Annotated in this window: 18 protein-coding genes; 13 read left to right on the forward strand and 5 right to left on the reverse strand. The window is 60.1% G+C overall.

What is annotated here, in order from left to right; genetic code table 11:
- Positions 1–13: 13 nt before the first annotated feature.
- The gene (gene ccoN, locus N4A58_RS13430) at positions 14–1,618 is read right to left on the reverse strand and encodes a cytochrome-c oxidase, cbb3-type subunit I (RefSeq protein WP_072708504.1); all 1,605 of its coding nucleotides are present in this window, start codon (positions 1,616–1,618) and stop codon (positions 14–16) included.
- 210 nt (positions 1,619–1,828) lie between these two features.
- Between ccoN and N4A58_RS13435 the strand changes: the two genes are divergently transcribed.
- Entirely contained in the window at positions 1,829–2,668 is an 840-nt protein-coding gene (locus tag N4A58_RS13435; protein WP_072708502.1) for a universal stress protein, read from the forward strand.
- A 58-nt stretch (positions 2,669–2,726) separates the two neighbouring features.
- Here the strand turns inward: N4A58_RS13435 and fnrL are convergent, their stop codons facing one another.
- Positions 2,727–3,473, reverse strand: a complete 747-nt coding sequence (gene fnrL / locus N4A58_RS13440; RefSeq protein ID WP_072708500.1) for a transcriptional regulator FnrL — start codon at positions 3,471–3,473, stop codon at positions 2,727–2,729.
- Between the two features lie 61 nt (positions 3,474–3,534).
- On the opposite strand from fnrL, the gene hemN reads away from it, so the two are divergent.
- The gene (gene hemN / locus N4A58_RS13445) at positions 3,535–4,890 is read left to right on the forward strand and encodes an oxygen-independent coproporphyrinogen III oxidase (RefSeq protein ID WP_293710397.1); all 1,356 of its coding nucleotides are present in this window, start codon (positions 3,535–3,537) and stop codon (positions 4,888–4,890) included.
- A gap of 70 nt (positions 4,891–4,960) precedes the next feature.
- Here hemN and N4A58_RS13450 read toward each other — a convergent pair whose 3' ends face one another.
- Together N4A58_RS13450 and N4A58_RS13455 are read right to left on the reverse strand one after the other, a co-directional pair.
- Positions 4,961–5,572 (reverse strand): enoyl-CoA hydratase/isomerase family protein, encoded by a 612-nt coding sequence (locus N4A58_RS13450; RefSeq protein ID WP_293710399.1) that lies wholly within the window; start codon positions 5,570–5,572, stop codon positions 4,961–4,963.
- A complete protein-coding gene (locus tag N4A58_RS13455; protein WP_293710401.1) occupies positions 5,569–6,321 on the reverse strand; it encodes an SDR family oxidoreductase in 753 nt (250 codons plus the stop codon). Before N4A58_RS13455 ends, N4A58_RS13450 begins: the two co-directional genes overlap by 4 nt.
- 127 nt (positions 6,322–6,448) lie before the next feature.
- On the opposite strand from N4A58_RS13455, the gene N4A58_RS13460 reads away from it, so the two are divergent.
- From N4A58_RS13460 to lpxK, 5 genes are all read left to right on the forward strand, one after another.
- On the forward strand, positions 6,449–7,951 hold the full coding sequence (locus N4A58_RS13460; protein WP_293710403.1) for a hypothetical protein: 1,503 nt from the start codon (positions 6,449–6,451) through the stop codon (positions 7,949–7,951).
- Between the two features lie 100 nt (positions 7,952–8,051).
- Positions 8,052–9,398 (forward strand): TldD/PmbA family protein, encoded by a 1,347-nt coding sequence (locus N4A58_RS13465; protein WP_293710405.1) that lies wholly within the window; start codon positions 8,052–8,054, stop codon positions 9,396–9,398.
- A complete protein-coding gene (locus tag N4A58_RS13470; protein WP_293710407.1) occupies positions 9,385–10,161 on the forward strand; it encodes a 3'(2'),5'-bisphosphate nucleotidase CysQ in 777 nt (258 codons plus the stop codon). Before N4A58_RS13465 ends, N4A58_RS13470 begins: the two co-directional genes overlap by 14 nt.
- 107 nt (positions 10,162–10,268) lie before the next feature.
- A complete protein-coding gene (locus N4A58_RS13475) occupies positions 10,269–11,483 on the forward strand; it encodes a glycosyltransferase N-terminal domain-containing protein (protein ID WP_293710409.1) in 1,215 nt (404 codons plus the stop codon).
- Between the two features lie 3 nt (positions 11,484–11,486).
- Positions 11,487–12,488 carry a tetraacyldisaccharide 4'-kinase gene (gene lpxK / locus N4A58_RS13480; protein WP_293710410.1) on the forward strand — a complete coding sequence of 334 codons (1,002 nt, stop codon included), beginning with the start codon at positions 11,487–11,489 and terminating at the stop codon, positions 12,486–12,488.
- Positions 12,489–12,519: 31 nt separating this feature from the next.
- On the opposite strand, the gene N4A58_RS13485 is transcribed toward lpxK, so the two are convergent.
- Positions 12,520–13,332, reverse strand: a complete 813-nt coding sequence (locus N4A58_RS13485; protein WP_293710411.1) for an LOG family protein — start codon at positions 13,330–13,332, stop codon at positions 12,520–12,522.
- Between the two features lie 162 nt (positions 13,333–13,494).
- On the opposite strand from N4A58_RS13485, the gene dapD reads away from it, so the two are divergent.
- From dapD to N4A58_RS13515, 6 genes are all read left to right on the forward strand, one after another.
- Entirely contained in the window at positions 13,495–14,322 is an 828-nt protein-coding gene (gene dapD, locus N4A58_RS13490; protein WP_293710412.1) for a 2,3,4,5-tetrahydropyridine-2,6-dicarboxylate N-succinyltransferase, read from the forward strand.
- Positions 14,323–14,454: 132 nt separating this feature from the next.
- Entirely contained in the window at positions 14,455–14,709 is a 255-nt protein-coding gene (locus N4A58_RS13495) for a GlsB/YeaQ/YmgE family stress response membrane protein (protein WP_072708478.1), read from the forward strand.
- 78 nt (positions 14,710–14,787) lie between these two features.
- Positions 14,788–15,819 (forward strand): sodium:calcium antiporter, encoded by a 1,032-nt coding sequence (locus N4A58_RS13500; protein WP_072708476.1) that lies wholly within the window; start codon positions 14,788–14,790, stop codon positions 15,817–15,819.
- A 60-nt stretch (positions 15,820–15,879) separates the two neighbouring features.
- Complete coding sequence (locus N4A58_RS13505; protein ID WP_293710415.1) at positions 15,880–16,215, forward strand: hypothetical protein; 336 nt, start codon at positions 15,880–15,882, stop codon at positions 16,213–16,215.
- Positions 16,216–16,272: 57 nt separating this feature from the next.
- Positions 16,273–17,418 (forward strand): succinyl-diaminopimelate desuccinylase, encoded by a 1,146-nt coding sequence (gene dapE / locus N4A58_RS13510; RefSeq protein ID WP_293710417.1) that lies wholly within the window; start codon positions 16,273–16,275, stop codon positions 17,416–17,418.
- Positions 17,415–17,840 carry a GNAT family N-acetyltransferase gene (locus N4A58_RS13515; RefSeq protein ID WP_293710419.1) on the forward strand — a complete coding sequence of 142 codons (426 nt, stop codon included), beginning with the start codon at positions 17,415–17,417 and terminating at the stop codon, positions 17,838–17,840. The genes dapE and N4A58_RS13515 overlap by 4 nt, the downstream gene beginning before the upstream one ends.
- Positions 17,841–17,855: the final 15 nt, after the last annotated feature.

Below are 17,855 nucleotides of genomic sequence, written 5' to 3' on the forward strand. Positions count from 1 at the left end.
GCTCCGGCACTCCTTATTCAGCCGGGACAGCGGCACTGGCTTCGGCTTTCGCCGGCGCTTTGGCCACAGTCATCCAGAGGTTATAGCACATGATGATCGAACCGCTGAGGAACATCACACCACCAAGGCCACGGGCAACGTACATCGGGAACTTCGCAGCAACGGTGTCGGCAAAGCTGTTCACGAGGAAGCCGTTTGCGTCCACTTCACGCCACATCAGGCCTTCCATGATACCGGTCACCCACATGGATGCCGCGTAAAGGATGATGCCGATGGTCGCGAGCCAGAAGTGCCAGCTCACAAGGCTCAGGCTGTACAGACGCTCTTTGTTCCAGAGCTTGGGAACGAGGTAGTACAGAGCACCGAAGGTGATCATGCCGTTCCAGCCAAGGGCGCCAGAGTGTACGTGTCCGATGGTCCAGTCAGTGTAGTGCGACAGCGAGTTCACAGCTCGGATCGACATCATCGGGCCTTCGAAGGTCGACATGCCGTAGAAGCCAACCGAGATCACCATCATGCGGATTACAGGGTCTGTGCGCAGCTTGTCCCATGCTCCCGACAGGGTCATCAGACCGTTGATCATACCACCCCAAGAAGGCATCCAGAGGACGATCGAGAACACCATGCCAAGGGTCGAGGCCCAGTCAGGCAGCGCGGTGTAGTGCAGGTGGTGGGGACCCGCCCAGATGTAGATGAAAATCAGGGCCCAGAAGTGGATGATCGACAGTTTATAGCTGTAGACGGGACGCTCGGCCTGTTTGGGGATGAAGTAGTACATCATGCCCAAGAAGCCCGCAGTCAGGAAGAAGCCCACCGCGTTGTGGCCGTACCACCACTGGGTCATCGCATCCTGCACGCCAGAGAAGACCTGCACCGACTTCGAACCCCAGATGCTGACGGGCACCGACAGGTTGTTCACGATGTGCAGCATAGCAACGGTGACGATGAAGCTCAGGAAGAACCAGTTCGCCACGTAGATGTGCTTCTCTTTGCGTTTGAAGATGGTGCCCATGAAGACGACCAGATAGACGACCCAAACGATGGTCAGCCACCAGTCAACGTACCACTCGGGCTCGGCGTATTCCTTGGACTGGGTTGCGCCCAGAAGGTAGCCGGTCGCCGCTAGAACGATGAACAGGTTATAGCCCCAGAACACAAACCATGCAGCGTTGCCGCCAAAAAGGCGCGCCGCCGAGGTACGCTGTACCACATAGAACGATGTCGCGATCAGGGCGTTGCCGCCGAATGCGAAAATCACCGCGCTGGTGTGCAAGGGACGCAGACGGCCAAAGTTGGCGTAGCCTTCTGCCCATTCAAAGTTCAGTGCCGGAAAGGCCAGCTGAAATGCAATAAAGGTCCCGGCGAGAAAGCCGACAACGCCCCAGAAGGCGGTGGCGACGACGCCATAGCGAACAACACCGTCCATGTAGCCGGTTTCTACGGCGACTTTTTTGACGGGTTCATCGGTGTTGCGCAGGGTCCAGAGAAAAAGGCCACCGGCCACAACCATAATAATAATGGCGTGTACCATGTAGGCCAGGTCGCGCGCGTAGTTGGCGGCGATGGCTGCGAACAGCGTAATCACCCCCAGCGCGGCTAGCTTAAGATAGTTTATCATACCACGTCCCTTTGTCTTCCCGCGAATCCGAAGTGAAATGGACACACGGGCTCCATTGACTGGGGTCATATGGCGTGTCTGAGGCTCACAATTCTTTGATCTGAGTCAATCGCGTCACCAAGGTCGCATCCGAATTGTTGATGCATCTCAAAGTGGAGCGTTTTGTCCGAAGGTAGAGTCTCTCTCAGATGTCCAACTCAGGAGGACGAGATGGCTTACAAAACACTATTCACTACTGTGACTGATCCTGCGGCGGCCGAGGCCCCGCTCAATGTGGCCAAGGCGCTGTGCCGGACTTGGGATGCGCATCTGGATGTGCTGACCATGGGCATCGACCGCACGCAGACCGGTTATTACTATGCCGGTGCCAATGCGATGGTTTTGCAGGAAACTCTGCAACGCGCCCAAGCCGAAGCAAACGATCTAGAGGCGCAGATTCGCGCCAAGCTGGAACCCGAAGATCTGCGCTGGAACGTGGAAACAGCGGTCGCCGCAATAGCCGACCTAGGCCGCCATGTGGCCGCCCGCGCCCGATTCTCTGACCTTGCCGTGATGGCCCAACCTTATGGGGATTCGACCGGCGTTGAACTGGAGCCTGTGCTGGAGGCTGCACTCTTTGATGGGGACACTTCGGTGCTCATGGTGCCCACGGGTTATGACGGCCCGACCGCCTTCAAACGCATTGTAATTGGCTGGAACGAGAGCGCCGAGGCGCTGAATGCCGTGCGCCGCGCACTGCCGTTGCTCAAGGCGGCAGAGTTCGTCTCGATCGCGATCATCAATCCTCCGACCCATGGGCCCGAACGGTCTGATCCCGGTGGCCGTTTGTCGGAATTCCTGTCGCGTCATGGCGTGCACGTGGAAATCTCGGTTCTGGCGAAAACCATGCCGCGGATTTCTGATGTGCTGGCCCGTCATGCCGAAGACAGCGGCGCCGATCTGGTGGTGATGGGGGGCTACGGTCATTCTCGATTCCGCGAGGCGATTCTGGGCGGGGCAACCCGCGGCATTCTAGAGAACGCCAAGCTGCCCGTGTTCCTGTCGCACTAAGACAGGACGCTAGAATGACAAAAGGCGCGGGGGTCCGCGCCTTTTCTATATTCCGGTGTTAGGCGAGCATCCCACCGTCTGAGTCGTCCCCGGCCTCTTCCAGCAGGCGACCCATGTCGGGGATGGTCACGTGGCGTTTGCCTTCCAGCTCGATCACCCCTTCGCGCTTCAGGGCACTGATCTGGCGGCTCACGGTTTCCAGCGTCAGGCCCAGATAGTCGGCCATCGCCTCGCGCGTCAGGGGCAGGTCAAAGACCAGACGCCCTTGGGTCGCTTGCATCTTGAGCGTGGCGTCGCGGCGGGCGATGATCGCCAAAAGCGACGCAATCTTTTCCCGAGCAGTCTTGCGACCCAGAACCAGCATCCATTCGCGGGCCGCATCCAGTTCGTCCAATGTCATCTCCAGCAGGCGTTCGGCGATGTGGGGCGTTTTAGCCATCATCTGTTCAAACGGTTTGCGCCGGAAGCAGCACATGACCATGTCTGTGATCGCGACCACATCATATGCCGCACGGTCGCGACCAGGCCGACCGACAAAGTCACTGGGCAGCAGCAGGCCGACCATCTGGGTGCGGCCGTCTTCCATGGTTTGGGTCAGGGTCGAGATGCCAGACACGACAGAGCCCACAAAATCCATCTGGTCACCGGACCAGATCACGGTCTGGCCGGCTTCGAAGCTGCGATAGTACTTGATCGATTCGAGCAGCTCTAGCTCGTCTGTTTCGCATCGCGCACAGACGGCACGATGCCGGATCGGGCACCCATCGCAATTATGGGCATCAAATTTCAAAGTATCGTTCAACATGATCGTTCGCGCTTGATCTGGGTCAAGGATGACCCGAGGAGTCATCTTTAACGGTAGGCGTATGGACACGAAAACACAATTCGCCAAATTGGGTCTGTTTGACGCAAAAGTCCCGCGTTACACCAGTTACCCCACCGCGCCGCACTTTTCGAACGACGTCTCGCCGACCGATTTCGAAGGGTGGGTGAAGGCTATTCCGGCCGGGAACAGTATCTCGCTGTATATCCATGTGCCCTTCTGTCGTAGGCTCTGCTGGTTCTGCGCATGCCGCACACAGGGCACGCAGAGCGATGATCCGGTACGGGTCTATCTACAGACACTCAAGGCAGAAATTGCATCGCTTGGTCAAATTCTACCTAAGGGCGTCACTCTGTCGCGTCTGCATTGGGGTGGCGGAACGCCCACCTTGCTGTCGGCCGAGCTGATGACCGATTTGGCGCAGTCCATCGCTGCGATTGCGCCGTTCGCCGAGAACTATGAATTTTCGGTCGAGATCGACCCCAACGAGATTGACGAGGCCCGTCTTGATGCGCTGGCCGCAGCGGGGATGAACCGCGCGTCGATCGGGGTTCAGGACTTCGACGATGAAATCCAAGAGACGATCGGCAGGATCCAGAGCTTTGATGTCACCAAAAAGGCGGTCGACATGATCCGTGCGCGGGGCATCCAGTCCCTGAACGCGGATATCCTGTATGGCCTGCCGCACCAGTCCAAAGAGCGGATCAACGAGTCGGTGCAAAAGCTGCTGTCTCTGTCGCCGGATCGCGTGGCCCTGTACGGTTACGCACACGTGCCATGGATGGCCAAGCGCCAGCAGATGATCCCGTCTGACGCGCTGCCCACGCCCGAAGAGCGGCTCGATCTGTTCGAGACGGCTCGCCAACTATTCATGTGGGACGGTTACACCGAGATCGGCATCGACCACTTCGCTCTGAAGGGGGACGGTTTGGACGTGGCTCTGCGCACGGGCAAGCTGCGCCGGAACTTCCAAGGCTACAACGACGATACGGCTGATGTGCTGATCGGTCTGGGGGCATCGTCGATTTCGCGGTTTCCGCAGGGGTACGCACAGAATGCGTCCTCGACTTCGGCCTACACCTCGGCTGTGCGCGCGGGGCAGTTCGCGACAGCGCGCGGGCACACCTTCAAGGGTGGGGACCTGATGCGCGGCCGGATCATCGAGATGCTGATGTGCACCTTCGGGATCGACGGGGATGAGCTCCAGCGCGACTATGGGTTGGGCACCGCGACGCTGCGGGCATACTACGAAGAGGTCGCCACGAAATACGAAGGCATGATCGAGGTTGTGGGAACGCAACTGACGATCAAGCCCGAGGCCCGCGCGATGACCCGCATTATTGCGCGTGATTTCGACGCCTATGACCTGAGTAAAGCTGGCCACAGTTCCGCGATCTGACATCGCAACAAAGCCCATATATAAAAAACGCCCGAAGGAGATATCCTTCGGGCGTTCGTCTTTGGCGCGCTCAGCGGCGGCATAATTCCTTGATGCCCATGGCGATCTCGGGTTTCGCTGCCAAAGTGTCCTGAACGATGGCGTGCGCTTCGTCCATCAGGGCCTCGGGTGCGATCAGCCGGTCCACAAGGCCAAAGGCAAAGGCCTCGTCTGCGGTGATTTTTTGCCCGCCCATGAGGATGAGCTTCGTCCGCGACGGACCGATCAATTTGGCCATGCGGACGGGATCGCTGGGCTGGGGCATGAATCCCAGCTTCATCACTGGATAAAAGAATTTTGCTGTCGGCACCGCGATCCGCAGGTCGCAAGCCAGTGCCATACCCATCGCACCGCCCGCAAGTGTGCCGTTCAGCGCCGCGACCGTGAGACCCTGAACTGCCGCCACCGCCGAGGACAGACGTTCCCACACCGTATCAACGGCGAGTCCCGCGCGGGCCTCTTCGAGATCGGCACCAGCGCTGAACACTTTGCCCTCGCCCGTGAGGATCACGGCGCGGGCGTCTTTGGCGGCCTCAAAGGTATCGGCCAGCGTCGTCAGCATCTCTTTGGTCAGAGAGTTTGCCTTGTCAGGGCGGTTGATGCGGATGGTCCACAGGTCCCCATCGCGGGTTACGTCGATCATATCAGTCCTACCTTGCGCCGGATGTCCTCATCCCGCAGAGAGATTTCCCCGCCGAGCCAGTCATCGGCTTCGGCGCTGCACATCCAGACCAGCGCCTTCGCGGGCCACTCGGCGGGAATATGCTCGGACCAATCAAGCTGACTGACTTCGTTTATACCACTGGCCTTGATGTCGCGCTGCATATCAGTGGCCACAGTTCCCGGTGACAGGCCAATGGCGCGAATGCCGTTGGCGCGCTCCTCTAGATCGAGCGAACGGGTCAGCATCTGGGCTGCAGCTTTGGACGCGCAGTATGCGCTCCACCCCTCGACGGGGCGCGAGGCTGCGCCGGAGCTGATGGTCAGGATAGACCCGCCGCCTTGGGCTTTCATGACGGGGAGGGCTGCGCGCATGCCGTGAAAGACACCTTTGACATTGATGTCGATCAGGTGGCCCCACGCGTCGGGATCGTTGTCCTGTAGGTGGCCGATGGGGTCGATGACCCCTGCATTGCCCACCAAAACATCGAGGCTGCCAAATGTCCCGACCGCGGCCTGAATGGCGGCCTCAACCTCCCAATAGCGGCTGACGTCGCAGGGAATAGCCAAGGCCTGCGGCCCGATTTCACCTGCCAACTCTGCGATCTCGTCTCCCTTGCGGGCGGCCAGAACCACGTTGGCACCGGCGGCCGCAAATTCCCGTGCTGCGGCGGCACCGATCCCGCGGCTCGCACCGGTCACAAATACACATTTTCCCGCGAAGTCTGCCATCTGGTCCTCCTGTGATCTTTGCACATTCGTAATAAACCCCTAAGTTGAGGTCCAGAAATTCAGCCTTGACGATTTTGCGAGGAAACGCCGAAGGTCTGGCCAAATGCTATTTTCTGAAAGGTACGTTATGACGACCCGTTTATTACTAGGCGCCTCTGTCGCGTGGGGCGCACTGGCCACAGCAGCGGCCGCTGATGTCACCCCCGAAGAGGTGTGGGCCGGTTGGCAGACCGCGATGGAAAGCATCTATGGCGGCTACACGGCGGCCAGCGAAGAAATGAATGGCGACACGCTCGTCATCATGGACCTGAAGGTTTCGACAGATTTTCCCGAAGGTACAATGTCTTTCACCGTGCCCAGCATCGAGCTGAAGGATAATGGCGACGGCACTGTGACCGTGACCACCGCGAATGAGTATGACGGCATGGTCAGCATCGAAGAAGACGGCCAGACCATGGATATGGATCTGTATGTCCGCCAGATCGGTGCGTCGATGATCGTCAGCGGGTCGCCCGAAGACCTAACTTCTACTTACAGCGCTGAATCTGTGTCGGTTGGACTGGATGAGTTGAAGGCCGACGGCCAAACCATCCCGAATGCTCTGGTCGATATCACCCTGAACGGCATGTCGGGGACGTCAAACCTGCAGGAGACGTCGACGGAACAAGCCTATCAGGTCGAAAACATCCACATGGATGTGTCGATGAAGAACCCCGACACCGACGACACCGTCAAGCTGGATGCGCTGCTGAATGCGGTTGAGGTTACCTCGAAATCTGAGGGCAACATGGCGGCGATGGCCGACCTGCACCAGATGGCAAGCGAAGGCGGCACCTTCTCGTTCGACGGCGGCATTGCTGGCACTGACATCACGGTGAGCGGCGTGGCAGAGGGCAGCCCCTTTGCGGTCGCACTCGCATCTGGTGCCGGATCGGTTTCGTCAGGTCTGAGCGACGCGGGGCTTGTCTATGACTCGCTAACCAAAGACGTCACGGCCACCATCGAAGTGAATGCCTTCCCGCAGCCGATCGAGCTGGCGATCGCCGAATATGGCACCAACGCGACGATCCCAGTTCTGCCGTCCGAAGAGCCTGCGCCTGCGGCGATCGGCGTTGCGCTGCGTGATTTCACCATGTCGGATGCGCTGTGGGATATCTTTGATCCCGCGAAAATCCTGCCCCGCATTCCGGCCACCATCGCGCTGGGTCTCGAAGGGGATGCGATCATCCGCGAGGCGCTGTTTGATCCTGCCCAGTCCGAGAAAATCGCCGAAATGTTCGAAGAGGGCAATCCGCCCGTCACGCTGGATAATCTGCGCCTGAGTGAACTGGAAGTTACGGCCGCTGGCGCGATGATCACCGGCACCGGCGATCTGACCTTTGACAACGAGGATCTGGAGACCTTTAACGGCTTTCCCCGTCCCGAGGGCGAAGTCAGCCTGCGCGCGGTCGGTCTGAACGGTCTGCTCGATAATCTGGGCCAGATGGGCATCCTGCCTGCCGAACAGTTGATGGGCCCGCGCATGATGCTGTCGATGTTCACCGTGGTTGAGGCCCAAGACACCCTGACCTCGACCATCGAGTTCTTGAGCGGTGGCCAGATCAAGGCCAACGGCCAGCGCATCCGCTAATCGTGCGTACAGAGATTGGTTGGTCCCTTTGCGGTTGGGGCCAACCTTGCAAGCGCGGCTCTCAAAGGCTACCTCAGGACCCTAAGATCGGAGGTACCGCATGACGGAACGGCTACAAACCCTCACCCAGCAATTGCTCGAGGCCGCCAAGCGCGCGGGCGCAGACAGCGCCGACGCGATGGCGATGCACGGCACTTCGGTGGAAATCGATGTGCGTCAGGGGCAGCTGGAACAGGCGGAGCGCTCCGAAGGGGTCGATATTGGCCTGCGTGTCATGGTTGGCCAGCGCCAAGCCAATGTTTCGGCCTCTGACACCAGCAGCGCGACCATCGAAACACTGGCTGCGCGCGCTGTCGCGATGGCCAAAGAAGCCCCCGAAGACCCCTATCTGTGTCTGGCAGAAGCAGGTCAGTTCGCTACTGACTACGATGCAGGGGCGCTGGAACTCGCTGATTCTTCGGCGGAACCTTCGGCGGCAGAGCTTCAAGAGGATGCGCGCCGCGCCGAGGCTGCAGCGCTTGCCCAAGAGGGCGTAACTCAAGTGCAATCCGCTGGCGCGAGCTATGGCGCGCGCGAAATCTGGATCGCAACCACCAATGGGTTTTCGGGTGGGTACGGGCGCACCGGACGCAGTCTGTCTTGCGTTGCTATCGCGGGCGAGGGCCTGAAGATGGAGCGTGACTACGACGGCGATTCCCGTACCTTCCAAGAGGACCTGCGCAGCGCTGAAGAGATTGGCGCAACGGCTGGCCAGCGGGCTGTTGAACGTCAAGGCGCGCGCAAGCCCCCGACCGGCGCCTATCCAGTGATGTATGACGAGCGTATTTCGTCCGGATTGATCGGGCATCTGCTGTCTGCCGTGAACGGCGCGATGGTGGCACGAGGCTCCAGCTTCGTGCGCGAAGACTTGGGGCGTCAGGTGCTGCCCAAGGCTCTGTCTATCTTGGAGAACCCCCACCGTTTGCGCCAAACCGGCTCGCGTCCCTTTGATGCCGAAGGTCTGCCGACCGCGCCGCGCACCATTGTGCAAGACGGTGTGCTGATGGGCTGGACGCTGGATCTGTCGACGGGTCGCAAGTTGCGTATGCCGTCTACAGCGAACGCAGGCCGCAGCACGGGATCGTCGCCGTCGCCGGTTGTGTCAAACGTTGCTCTTACCCAAGGGGACAAGACTCGCGATGAATTGCTGCGCGAGATGGGCACCGGCCTATTGGTCACATCGCTAATTGGCAGCAGCATCAACCCGACCACGGGCGACTATTCGCGCGGTGCCTCGGGCTTCTGGGTCGAAAATGGCGAGATCGCGTATCCGGTCAACGAATGTACGCTTGCCGGAAATCTGCGCGATATGCTGATGCAGATCACCCCCGCAAACGACGCCCGCGACTACCTGAGCCGTGTTGTGCCGTCCTTGCTTGTCGAAGGGCTCACCATTGCCGGAGCTTGATGCAGATCGGGCCTTGCTGGCAGAGGCGGCGCAGAAGGCGGGTGAAATCGCCTTGCGCCACTTTCGAAATGCGCCGCAGGTCTGGAATAAACCGGGGGACGCGGGCCCCGTCACCGAAGCTGATCTAGAGGTTGATGCCTTCTTGCGCGGGTTCCTGACGCAGGCGCGCCCAGATTACGGTTGGTTGTCCGAAGAGACAGAGGATGACGCTGCCCGTTTGGACTCGGATCGCGTGTTTATCGTGGATCCGATTGATGGCACACGGTCCTTTATCCAAGGCGAGAATAGCTGGTCCCATTCCTTGGCCATTGCGGACAAGGGGCAGATCACTGCGGGTCACGTCTATCTGCCGGTCAAGGATTTGCACTACACCGCCGCGCTTGGGCAGGGTGCGACCTGCAACGGTGCGGCCCTGAAGGCAGCGCAGCGCGACACGCTCGCTGGTGCAGACATTCTGGCCACGCGCCCAAACATGGAGGCGCAGAACTGGCGATCCTTGCCCCAGATCACGCGGCACCATCGCCCGTCGCTGGCTTATCGCTTGTGTCTGGTGGCTGAGGGACGGTTCGATGCGATGCTGACCCTGCGCGATGCGTGGGAGTGGGACATTGCTGCTGGCACGTTGATTGCGGCCGAGGCTGGCGTGAGCGTGACGGATCGTAAGAATGTGCCACTGATCTTTAACCGCCCTGACCCCGCAAGCGAGGGCGTGATCGCTGCGAATCCGGCGCTTCATCAGGAAATCTACGCTGCTTTGCGCTAGAATTGGCTGCGAAACGCTGCTCTGATCAACACTTGCTTGACCGATTGGACCAGACCCGTAGGCTGCGCAGGCTTTTTGCGCCATTTCGGCTTTCTTAACATCCGCTCATGTATCGCCAACTTGCCCTTTCTCTTGCTGTCGGCCTGAAACCCGGTCGCCGTGTGGACGCAGACGCCCTCTGGGCACCGCGCCCCGAGGGTATGTTGGTGTGGCTCCATGCCGCCAGTGCGCCCGACTTGGCGGCATTGCTGCATTTGATCCCACGGCTTGAAACACTCGAGCCGATGCCGTCGGTCTTACTCACCATGCAAGAGGGGTTGGGCTGCCCCGGTGCATTGCCTGATCATGTAATGGTCGAACATCCGCCGCAGGATACGCTGGCGCAGGCCACGGCTTTTGTGCAGCATTTCAAACCGGACATGGGGCTGTATTGCGGCGCGCCGCTGCGGCAGACGCTGCTCTGGGCGATGGAACGTCAAAAGGTGCCGTTGACCCTGACGAACGCCAGCGCGTCAGAGCTGGACCCGCCAGGATTTCGGTTTGATCGCGCGGCGCAGCAGGCCTTGGCCCAGTGCTTTGACCATATCATTTGCAAGGACGATTTGGCAGCGCGCCGGATTAACAAGCTGCGAGGGACCAAAGCGCCGGCCATCCCTCTAGGCCGGTTGGAGGAAGGCAGTGTTGCGCCGTCCGCCGATCCGATCAAGCTAGAGGCCTTGCGTCCCGCGCTGGCTGGCCGCCCCGTCTGGCTGGCTGCTGAAACCCGCCCCGGCGAAGAGCCGATGGTGGCCGAGGCCCAACGGCAGATGACACGCTTCTCTCACAGGCTCCTGAGCGTGATTGCGCCTGATGATCCGAGCAGAGGCATAGGTTTGGCCGAAACACTGCGCGCCCAAGGCTGGCATGTGGCTCTTCGTAGCAAAGACGACCCCATCACCGAGGATGTGCAGGTCGTCGTTGTGGATGTCTGCGGGGAGTTGGGGCTGTGGTACCGACTTGCGCCGATCACATTCGTCGGCAGTTCGCTTGTGCCTGGCTTCGGTGGGCAAGACCCCTTTGCCCCTGCTGCGCTTGGGTCCGCGTTACTTTATGGGCCCAACGTGGGCAATTACTTGGACAGCTACAGCCGTTTGGTGAACGCGGGCGGCGCGCGGATCGTCAAGGATGCCAGTTCCTTGGCGCAGGGGCTGCAACTGCTGCTCGCGCCGGACAAGGCGGCTGCGCAGGCCCATGCTGCGTGGGAAGTGGCCTCGCGCGGGGCCGAAGTGACTGATAAAGTGCTCGAAATTCTGCAAGAGCAGCTCGACGAAAAGGCTTTCTGATCCATGCAAGCACCGTCTTTCTGGTACACTACGCCGGAGCGTCCGAACTGGCGGGCCCGACTTCTGGCCCCTGTTGGTGCGCTGTACGCGGCGGCGACCGCGCGGCGGCTGGCCAAAGGCGCGTGGGAAAAACTGGGTGTCCCTGTGATCTGCATTGGCAACATCAACGCGGGCGGCACGGGCAAAACGCCGACCACCATCGCAATTGCGCAGCGGCTGATTGAGGCTGGGTACAAGCCGCACGCGGTCAGCCGTGGATATGGCGGGTCTGTTACGGAACCGACGACGGTCAAAGAGCAGGTGCACACGGCCCAACAGGTTGGGGATGAGCCGCTGCTGCTGGCTGCCTTCATGCCTGTGCATGTGGCAAAGGATCGTGCGACGGGCGCGGCCTTGGCAATTGCCGAAGGGGCAGACGTGATCCTGCTGGATGATGGCTTTCAGAACCCCGCTCTGCACAAGGACATCGCGATCGTTGTTGCGGACGCGGACAAAGGGTTCGGGAACGGGCGCTGCCTGCCTGCGGGGCCTTTGCGCGAACCTGTGAGCGTTGGACAAGCGCGCGCGGACATCACGTTGTCGATTGGCTTGCCCGAGGCACAGGAACGGTTCGCTGCCCAGTGGGCCAACGCCGTCACAACGCCGCATATGACAGGGCAATTGAAGCCGTTGAGGACGGGCATGGACTGGTCGATGATGCCCTTGCTCGCCTTTGCGGGGATTGGGCATCCAGAGAAGTTTTTCGCCACCTTGCGCAGCCTCGGCGCGCCGCTGGTGCGGGCAGAGGCATTGTCGGACCATCAGGAATTGACACCCGCCTTGATGCAAAGGCTCGAGGCCGACGCTCGCGGGGCAGGGGCGCAATTGGTGACGACAGAGAAGGATGCGGTGCGTTTGCCGGACAGCTTCCGCCGCAAGGTGCTGACGCTGCCCGTGCGGCTGGAAATCGCGGATTGGTCGGCGTTGGATGCCAAACTCGCCGAGATCGGGCTGCCCATCTCGTGAAACGGGGGCGCTATGCACGCCCCCAGAGGTCTTAGGCTTCGGAGGCCTTGATCAGATCGATCGCCTCTTGCGCGGTCTCGACATAGTGGAACAGGTCCAAATCTTCGGGCGCGATGGTGCCCGCGTTTTTCAGGGCGTCCCAGTTCACGATGCTCTCCCAGAACTCGCGACCGAACAGCAGGATCGGCACAGTCTTCATCCGCTTGGTCTGGATCAGGGTCAGAGTTTCGAACAGCTCGTCCAAGGTGCCAAAGCCACCGGGGAAAATCGTGATCGCGCGGGCGCGCATCAGGAAGTGCATCTTGCGGATGGCAAAGTAGTGGAAGTTGAAGCTGAGCTCGGGCGTCACATAGGGGTTCGGTGCCTGCTCGTGGGGCAGAACGATGTTGAAACCGATGGACCGGCCGCCTGCATCAATCGCACCGAGGTTACCTGCTTCCATCACGCCGGGGCCGCCGCCTGTGGCGACGACATTCTCGGTCCCGCCGGTCTTCAGCGACTCTTCGGTCATCAGACGGGCGAATTCGCGGGCTTCGTCGTAGTAGTGTGACAGCTCTGCCATCGCGGGGCTGCGGGCCATATCGCGGCGCTCTGGGCTGGGAATGCGTGCGCCGCCGAACATTACGACGGTCGACTGCACGTTCTGTTCATTCAGGATCAGTTCAGGCTTCAGCAATTCCAGCTGCAACCGCACGGGGCGCAGTTCGTCCTGCTTCAGGAAGTCCAGATCGTGGAAGGCCAACTGGTACGAGGGGGACAGAGTTTGCGGTGTGCGGGGCACGCCTTCGGCCAGGCGAATGTCGCGTTCGGCGTCGGGTAGCGGGTTCTGTCGATGATCTTTCATAATGGCTCCGATAGGGATCTGTTCTTTAAGAGCTAAGTGTTTCCCAACAGCTTTGCCAGTCGGGCGTATCAAACATGTGTATTTCCCGTTCACAGTGACCGATTATCAGGCTAAAAGCCCGCAAGTTTTGAAACAGCCAAACACTTGCTAAGGAGCCTGCCAATGTCCAACGCGCAGCTGGAAGCCGCCATCGAGGCAGCGTGGGAAAACCGCGACCAGATCACCCCCGCCACCACTGGCGAGACCCGCGAAGCGATCGAAGACACGCTGAACGCTCTGGACAGCGGTAGCCTGCGCGTCGCGGAGAAGACCGAAAGCGGCGACTGGCATGTGAACCAGTGGGCGAAAAAGGCCGTGCTTCTGGGCTTCCGCATCAAGGACATGGAAATCCAGACCGGCGGTCCGCAGGACAGTGGCTGGTGGGACAAAGTCGACAGCAAGTTCAAAGGCTGGGGCGAGAACCAGTGGAAAGCCGCTGGCTTCCGCGCCGTGCCCAACTGCGTAGTGCGCAAGTCGGCCTACATTGCGCCCGGCGTTGTGCTGATGCCGTCGTTTGTGAACCTTGGTGCTTACGTTGACGAAGGCACCATGGTCGACACTTGGGCGACCGTCGGGTCTTGTGCGCAGATCGGCAAGGGCGTGCACCTGTCCGGCGGCGTCGGCATCGGCGGCGTGCTGGAGCCCATGCAGGCTGGCCCGACCATCATTGAGGACAATTGCTTTATCGGCGCGCGTTCCGAGGTCGTCGAAGGCTGCATCATCCGCGAAGGTTCGGTTCTGGGTATGGGCGTCTACATCGGCAAATCGACCAAGATCGTTGACCGTGAGACCGGCGAAGTCATGTACGGCGAAGTTCCCCCGTACTCGGTCGTCGTTTCGGGCTCTATGCCTTCGAAGAACGGCATCAACCTGTACTGCGCGGTCATCGTGAAGCGCGTGGACGAGAAGACCCGCAGCAAGACCGGCATCAACGAACTGCTGCGTGACTGATCAGGAATTCTGTTCAGTTTTGTGAACGGATTGTGGGCGTTCCATCGCGGGGCGCCCTTTTTTATTGGGAACAATCCTCGGACGTTCGGACTTGAGTGGGCAGTAACTGTTTCGTCTTTGAGGAGAATAATTATGGCCGGTCTTGGTTGGCTTCTTGCTATTATCGTTGGTGCTCTTGCGGGCTGGATTGCTGAAAAGCTGATGCATGCACGCATGGGTTTGTTGCTGAATATTGTTCTGGGTATTCTAGGTGCGATCGTTCTGAACGCGGTTCTGATGGTTGTGTTTGGTGGCACTCTGGGTGGTGTGATCGGTCAGCTGATCGTTGGTATCATCGGTGCGTGTATTCTAATCGCCATCGCTCGTGCGGTTCGTAAACCTGCATAAGTCCGGACCTTTTACCGGATAACCAAGGGCCGGTTGTTCCACGTGGAAATGCCGGCCTTTTGCTTGCGCTGAGGATCCATGTTCGCAGACCTGTCCACCCCGCTTTTGTTTACCGTCTTTGCGATTGCTGCGTTTGTGGTTGTGGTCGTCTCGATCAAAGCCACCGAATTGGCCGATATTATTGCCGACCGCACCGCCTTGGGCGAGGCGATGGTAGGTGCGCTGATCCTTGGCGGGGCGACGTCCCTATCGGGAGTCGTTGTTTCCGTAACGGGGGCTTATAGCGGGGACGCCAGTTTCGCGTTTTCGAACGCGGTTGGGGGGATCGCGGCGCAGACTCTCTTCTTGGCGATCGCGGACCTACTGCACAAGCGCGCCAATCTAGAACACGCTGCCGCAGAGCCCGCGAACCTGTTCCAAGCTGTCCTGCTTTTGATCCTGTTGTCCTTGCCCATCGCGGCCATGTCGGGACCGGACATCGCCTATTTCGGCGTGCATCCGGCTTCTATCGCGCTGTTCCTAGCGTATGTGTGGGGTGTCCGTATCGCAGGGGATGTCAGCGACAACCCGATGTGGAAACCTGTAGAAACCCGCGAGACCCGCCATGACGAGCCTGAAGATGACCACGAGGCAGGCAAGTCCGCATCTAAACCCATCGCTGTATTCGTTGTGCTGGTGGCGATCATGGGCGCGTGCGGCTTTGTGATTTCGCAGGTGGGCGGTGAATTCATCGAACGCTTTGGCCTGTCGTCATCCTTGGTTGGTTCACTTGTGACGGCAGTCGTGACGTCTCTGCCCGAGTTTGTGACGACGTTGGTCGCCGTGCGCCGCGGGGCGCTCCAGCTTGCGGTGGGTGGGATCATCGGCGGCAACACATTTGACACGCTGTTCCTTGTGTTCTCGGACGTGGCCTATCGAGACGGTTCGCTCTACCACGCGGTGGGGATGAGCGATCTGTATTGGTTGGCCACGGGCATGCTGATGACTGCGGTGCTGCTGGGGGGGCTGATCCTGCGTCAGCGCAAGGGTCCCGCCAAGATCGGGATCGAGAGTGTGTTGATGATGGCGGTCTACGCCACCGCCGTCGCGGTCGAGGTCACAGCCCGCTAAGGCTTGACTTCGCGCCCGCCGCGCCCCATCGACAGGCCGTCCAGTTATCCAGAGGCCGATATGTCCGAGAAAAGCGAAAAACCCCGCAAGAAACAGCAGGTCTACACGCTGGTGATCGAGCTTGGCCGCAAGAAGGGCGACGGCCTGCCCAAGAACGCCACCGGCGCGGGCCTTATGTGCTATGCCAGCGGCGTAGACGAGGCTGAGGCGGTTCGTGAAACCGTCGCCATCCTGAAGCAGGCCGATATGGCCCCGCTGGATGTGACCGGTTACGGTACGCTGGAAGAGCGAGAAAAGCAGGGCCACGAGATTGGCGCTGAAGAGCGCGAGTTGATGGAACGCGCGTTGGCCGAGAACTCTGTGATCATCGCGCAGATGGACCCCTATTACGACTGACCCCTGTCATCCCGTCCGGATTTCGATAAAAGTGGCCCCGAAGCAAAGGAGCCACCCATGACTGACACCTGCCCTGTCGATCTCACCGCCAACCTGATCCGCTGCCCCTCGGTTACCCCCGAAGAAGGTGGTGCGCTGGAATTGCTGGCTGGTGTTCTGGGAGATGCGGGCTTTGAGTGCACGCGGGTGGACCGGAACGGCACGCCAAACCTTTTTGCCCGTTGGGGTGCCAAAGGCGCGGCGAAATCGCTGGGGTTCAACGGGCACACGGATGTGGTGCCCGTGGGCGATGTGGCGGACTGGACCGTCGATCCCTTTGGTGCCGAAATCAAAGGCCCGAACATGTACGGCCGCGGCGCGTGCGACATGAAATCGGGCGTGGCGGCCTTTGCCGCGGCGGCTGTGGATTTCGTCCAGAGCCAGAAGCCCGACGGCGCAGTGATCCTGACTATCACCGGTGACGAAGAAGGTCCGGCGCGGGACGGCACCGTCGCCTTGCTGGACTGGATGGATGCGCAGGGCGAGCGCATGACTGACTGTCTGGTGGGCGAGCCGACTTGCCCGAATGAAATGGGCGAGATGATTAAGATCGGTCGCCGTGGGTCGCTGACCGCAAAGTTCACCATCATTGGCCAGCAGGGGCACGTCGCCTATCCCCACCGCGCGAAAACGCCGATGGCGCCTATGGTTCGCCTGATGGATCGCCTTGCCAGTCACACGCTGGACGAGGGGACCGATCATTTCGATCCGTCGACCCTGCAGATCACGACAATCGACACGGGCAATGCTGCGACGAACGTGATCCCAAATCAGGTTAAATCCACGGTTAACATCCGTTTCAACGACGCTCACACGGGCGACAGTCTGCTCGCTTGGATGCGGGCAGAGGCGGACAAAGTCGCCGAAGAGTTCGGGGTCGACGTCCAGATGACCACCAACATCTCGGGCGACAGCTTTGTGACCGAACCGGGCGCCTTTAGCGAAATGATCGTCAGTGCAGTGCAGTCCGTGACGGGCAAGACGCCGGAACTGTCGACCTCTGGCGGGACATCGGACGCGCGGTTTGTCAAAAACCATTGCCCTGTGGTGGAATGCGGGCTGGTTGGTACCTCGATGCACCAAGTGGATGAATACGTGGTGGTTGAGCAAATTCGCCAACTCAAGGACATCTACACCCGCATCCTGACGGACTATTTTGCATGAGTTACAAGATTACCCCGACCGATGATCTGGATGCCTGCATGGCGATCCGGTTCACCGTATTCGTCGATGAACAGGGCGTCCCCGCCGAGATTGAGCATGACGACTATGACATGGTCGCGCGGCACCTTTTGGCGACTAAGAACGGCCGTCCCGTCGGCACCGCGCGTATCGTTTTGCAGGGCAGCGCGGGTAAAATCGGGCGTGTCGCAGTGCTGAAAGAGGCTCGGGGCACAGGCCTTGGCGCAGCGCTTGTTCGGGCGTGCGAGAAAGAAATGAAGAAGCTGCCCGACGTCAAGGAAACCATCCTGACCGCGCAGACCAGTGCGCTGGGGTTCTACGAAAAACTGGGCTATGTGGCCGAAGGCGATGAATTCGAGGACGCGGGAATTCCGCACCTCTTGATGCGCAGGCCCCTGCGATAAGGGCTCTCGCTTTGT

Origin of the sequence: Donghicola sp. (genome assembly GCF_025210255.1) — a bacterium.
Taxonomy (GTDB): Bacteria; Pseudomonadota; Alphaproteobacteria; order Rhodobacterales; family Rhodobacteraceae; genus Donghicola; species Donghicola eburneus.

Excerpts from the sequence above, each read along its gene's own strand:
- ccoN (WP_072708504.1), bottom strand. The coding sequence starts at position 1,618 with ATGATAAACTATCTTAAGCTAGCCGCGCTGGGGGTGATTACGCTGTTC.
- N4A58_RS13435 (WP_072708502.1), top strand. The coding sequence starts at position 1,829 with ATGGCTTACAAAACACTATTCACTACTGTGACTGATCCTGCGGCGGCC.
- fnrL (WP_072708500.1), bottom strand. The coding sequence starts at position 3,473 with ATGTTGAACGATACTTTGAAATTTGATGCCCATAATTGCGATGGGTGC.
- hemN (WP_293710397.1), top strand. The coding sequence starts at position 3,535 with ATGGACACGAAAACACAATTCGCCAAATTGGGTCTGTTTGACGCAAAA.
- N4A58_RS13450 (WP_293710399.1), bottom strand. The coding sequence starts at position 5,572 with ATGATCGACGTAACCCGCGATGGGGACCTGTGGACCATCCGCATCAAC.
- N4A58_RS13455 (WP_293710401.1), bottom strand. The coding sequence starts at position 6,321 with ATGGCAGACTTCGCGGGAAAATGTGTATTTGTGACCGGTGCGAGCCGC.
- N4A58_RS13460 (WP_293710403.1), top strand. The coding sequence starts at position 6,449 with ATGACGACCCGTTTATTACTAGGCGCCTCTGTCGCGTGGGGCGCACTG.
- N4A58_RS13465 (WP_293710405.1), top strand. The coding sequence starts at position 8,052 with ATGACGGAACGGCTACAAACCCTCACCCAGCAATTGCTCGAGGCCGCC.
- N4A58_RS13475 (WP_293710409.1), top strand. The coding sequence starts at position 10,269 with ATGTATCGCCAACTTGCCCTTTCTCTTGCTGTCGGCCTGAAACCCGGT.
- lpxK (WP_293710410.1), top strand. The coding sequence starts at position 11,487 with ATGCAAGCACCGTCTTTCTGGTACACTACGCCGGAGCGTCCGAACTGG.
- N4A58_RS13485 (WP_293710411.1), bottom strand. The coding sequence starts at position 13,332 with ATGAAAGATCATCGACAGAACCCGCTACCCGACGCCGAACGCGACATT.
- dapD (WP_293710412.1), top strand. The coding sequence starts at position 13,495 with ATGTCCAACGCGCAGCTGGAAGCCGCCATCGAGGCAGCGTGGGAAAAC.
- N4A58_RS13495 (WP_072708478.1), top strand. The coding sequence starts at position 14,455 with ATGGCCGGTCTTGGTTGGCTTCTTGCTATTATCGTTGGTGCTCTTGCG.
- N4A58_RS13500 (WP_072708476.1), top strand. The coding sequence starts at position 14,788 with ATGTTCGCAGACCTGTCCACCCCGCTTTTGTTTACCGTCTTTGCGATT.
- N4A58_RS13505 (WP_293710415.1), top strand. The coding sequence starts at position 15,880 with ATGTCCGAGAAAAGCGAAAAACCCCGCAAGAAACAGCAGGTCTACACG.
- dapE (WP_293710417.1), top strand. The coding sequence starts at position 16,273 with ATGACTGACACCTGCCCTGTCGATCTCACCGCCAACCTGATCCGCTGC.
- N4A58_RS13515 (WP_293710419.1), top strand. The coding sequence starts at position 17,415 with ATGAGTTACAAGATTACCCCGACCGATGATCTGGATGCCTGCATGGCG.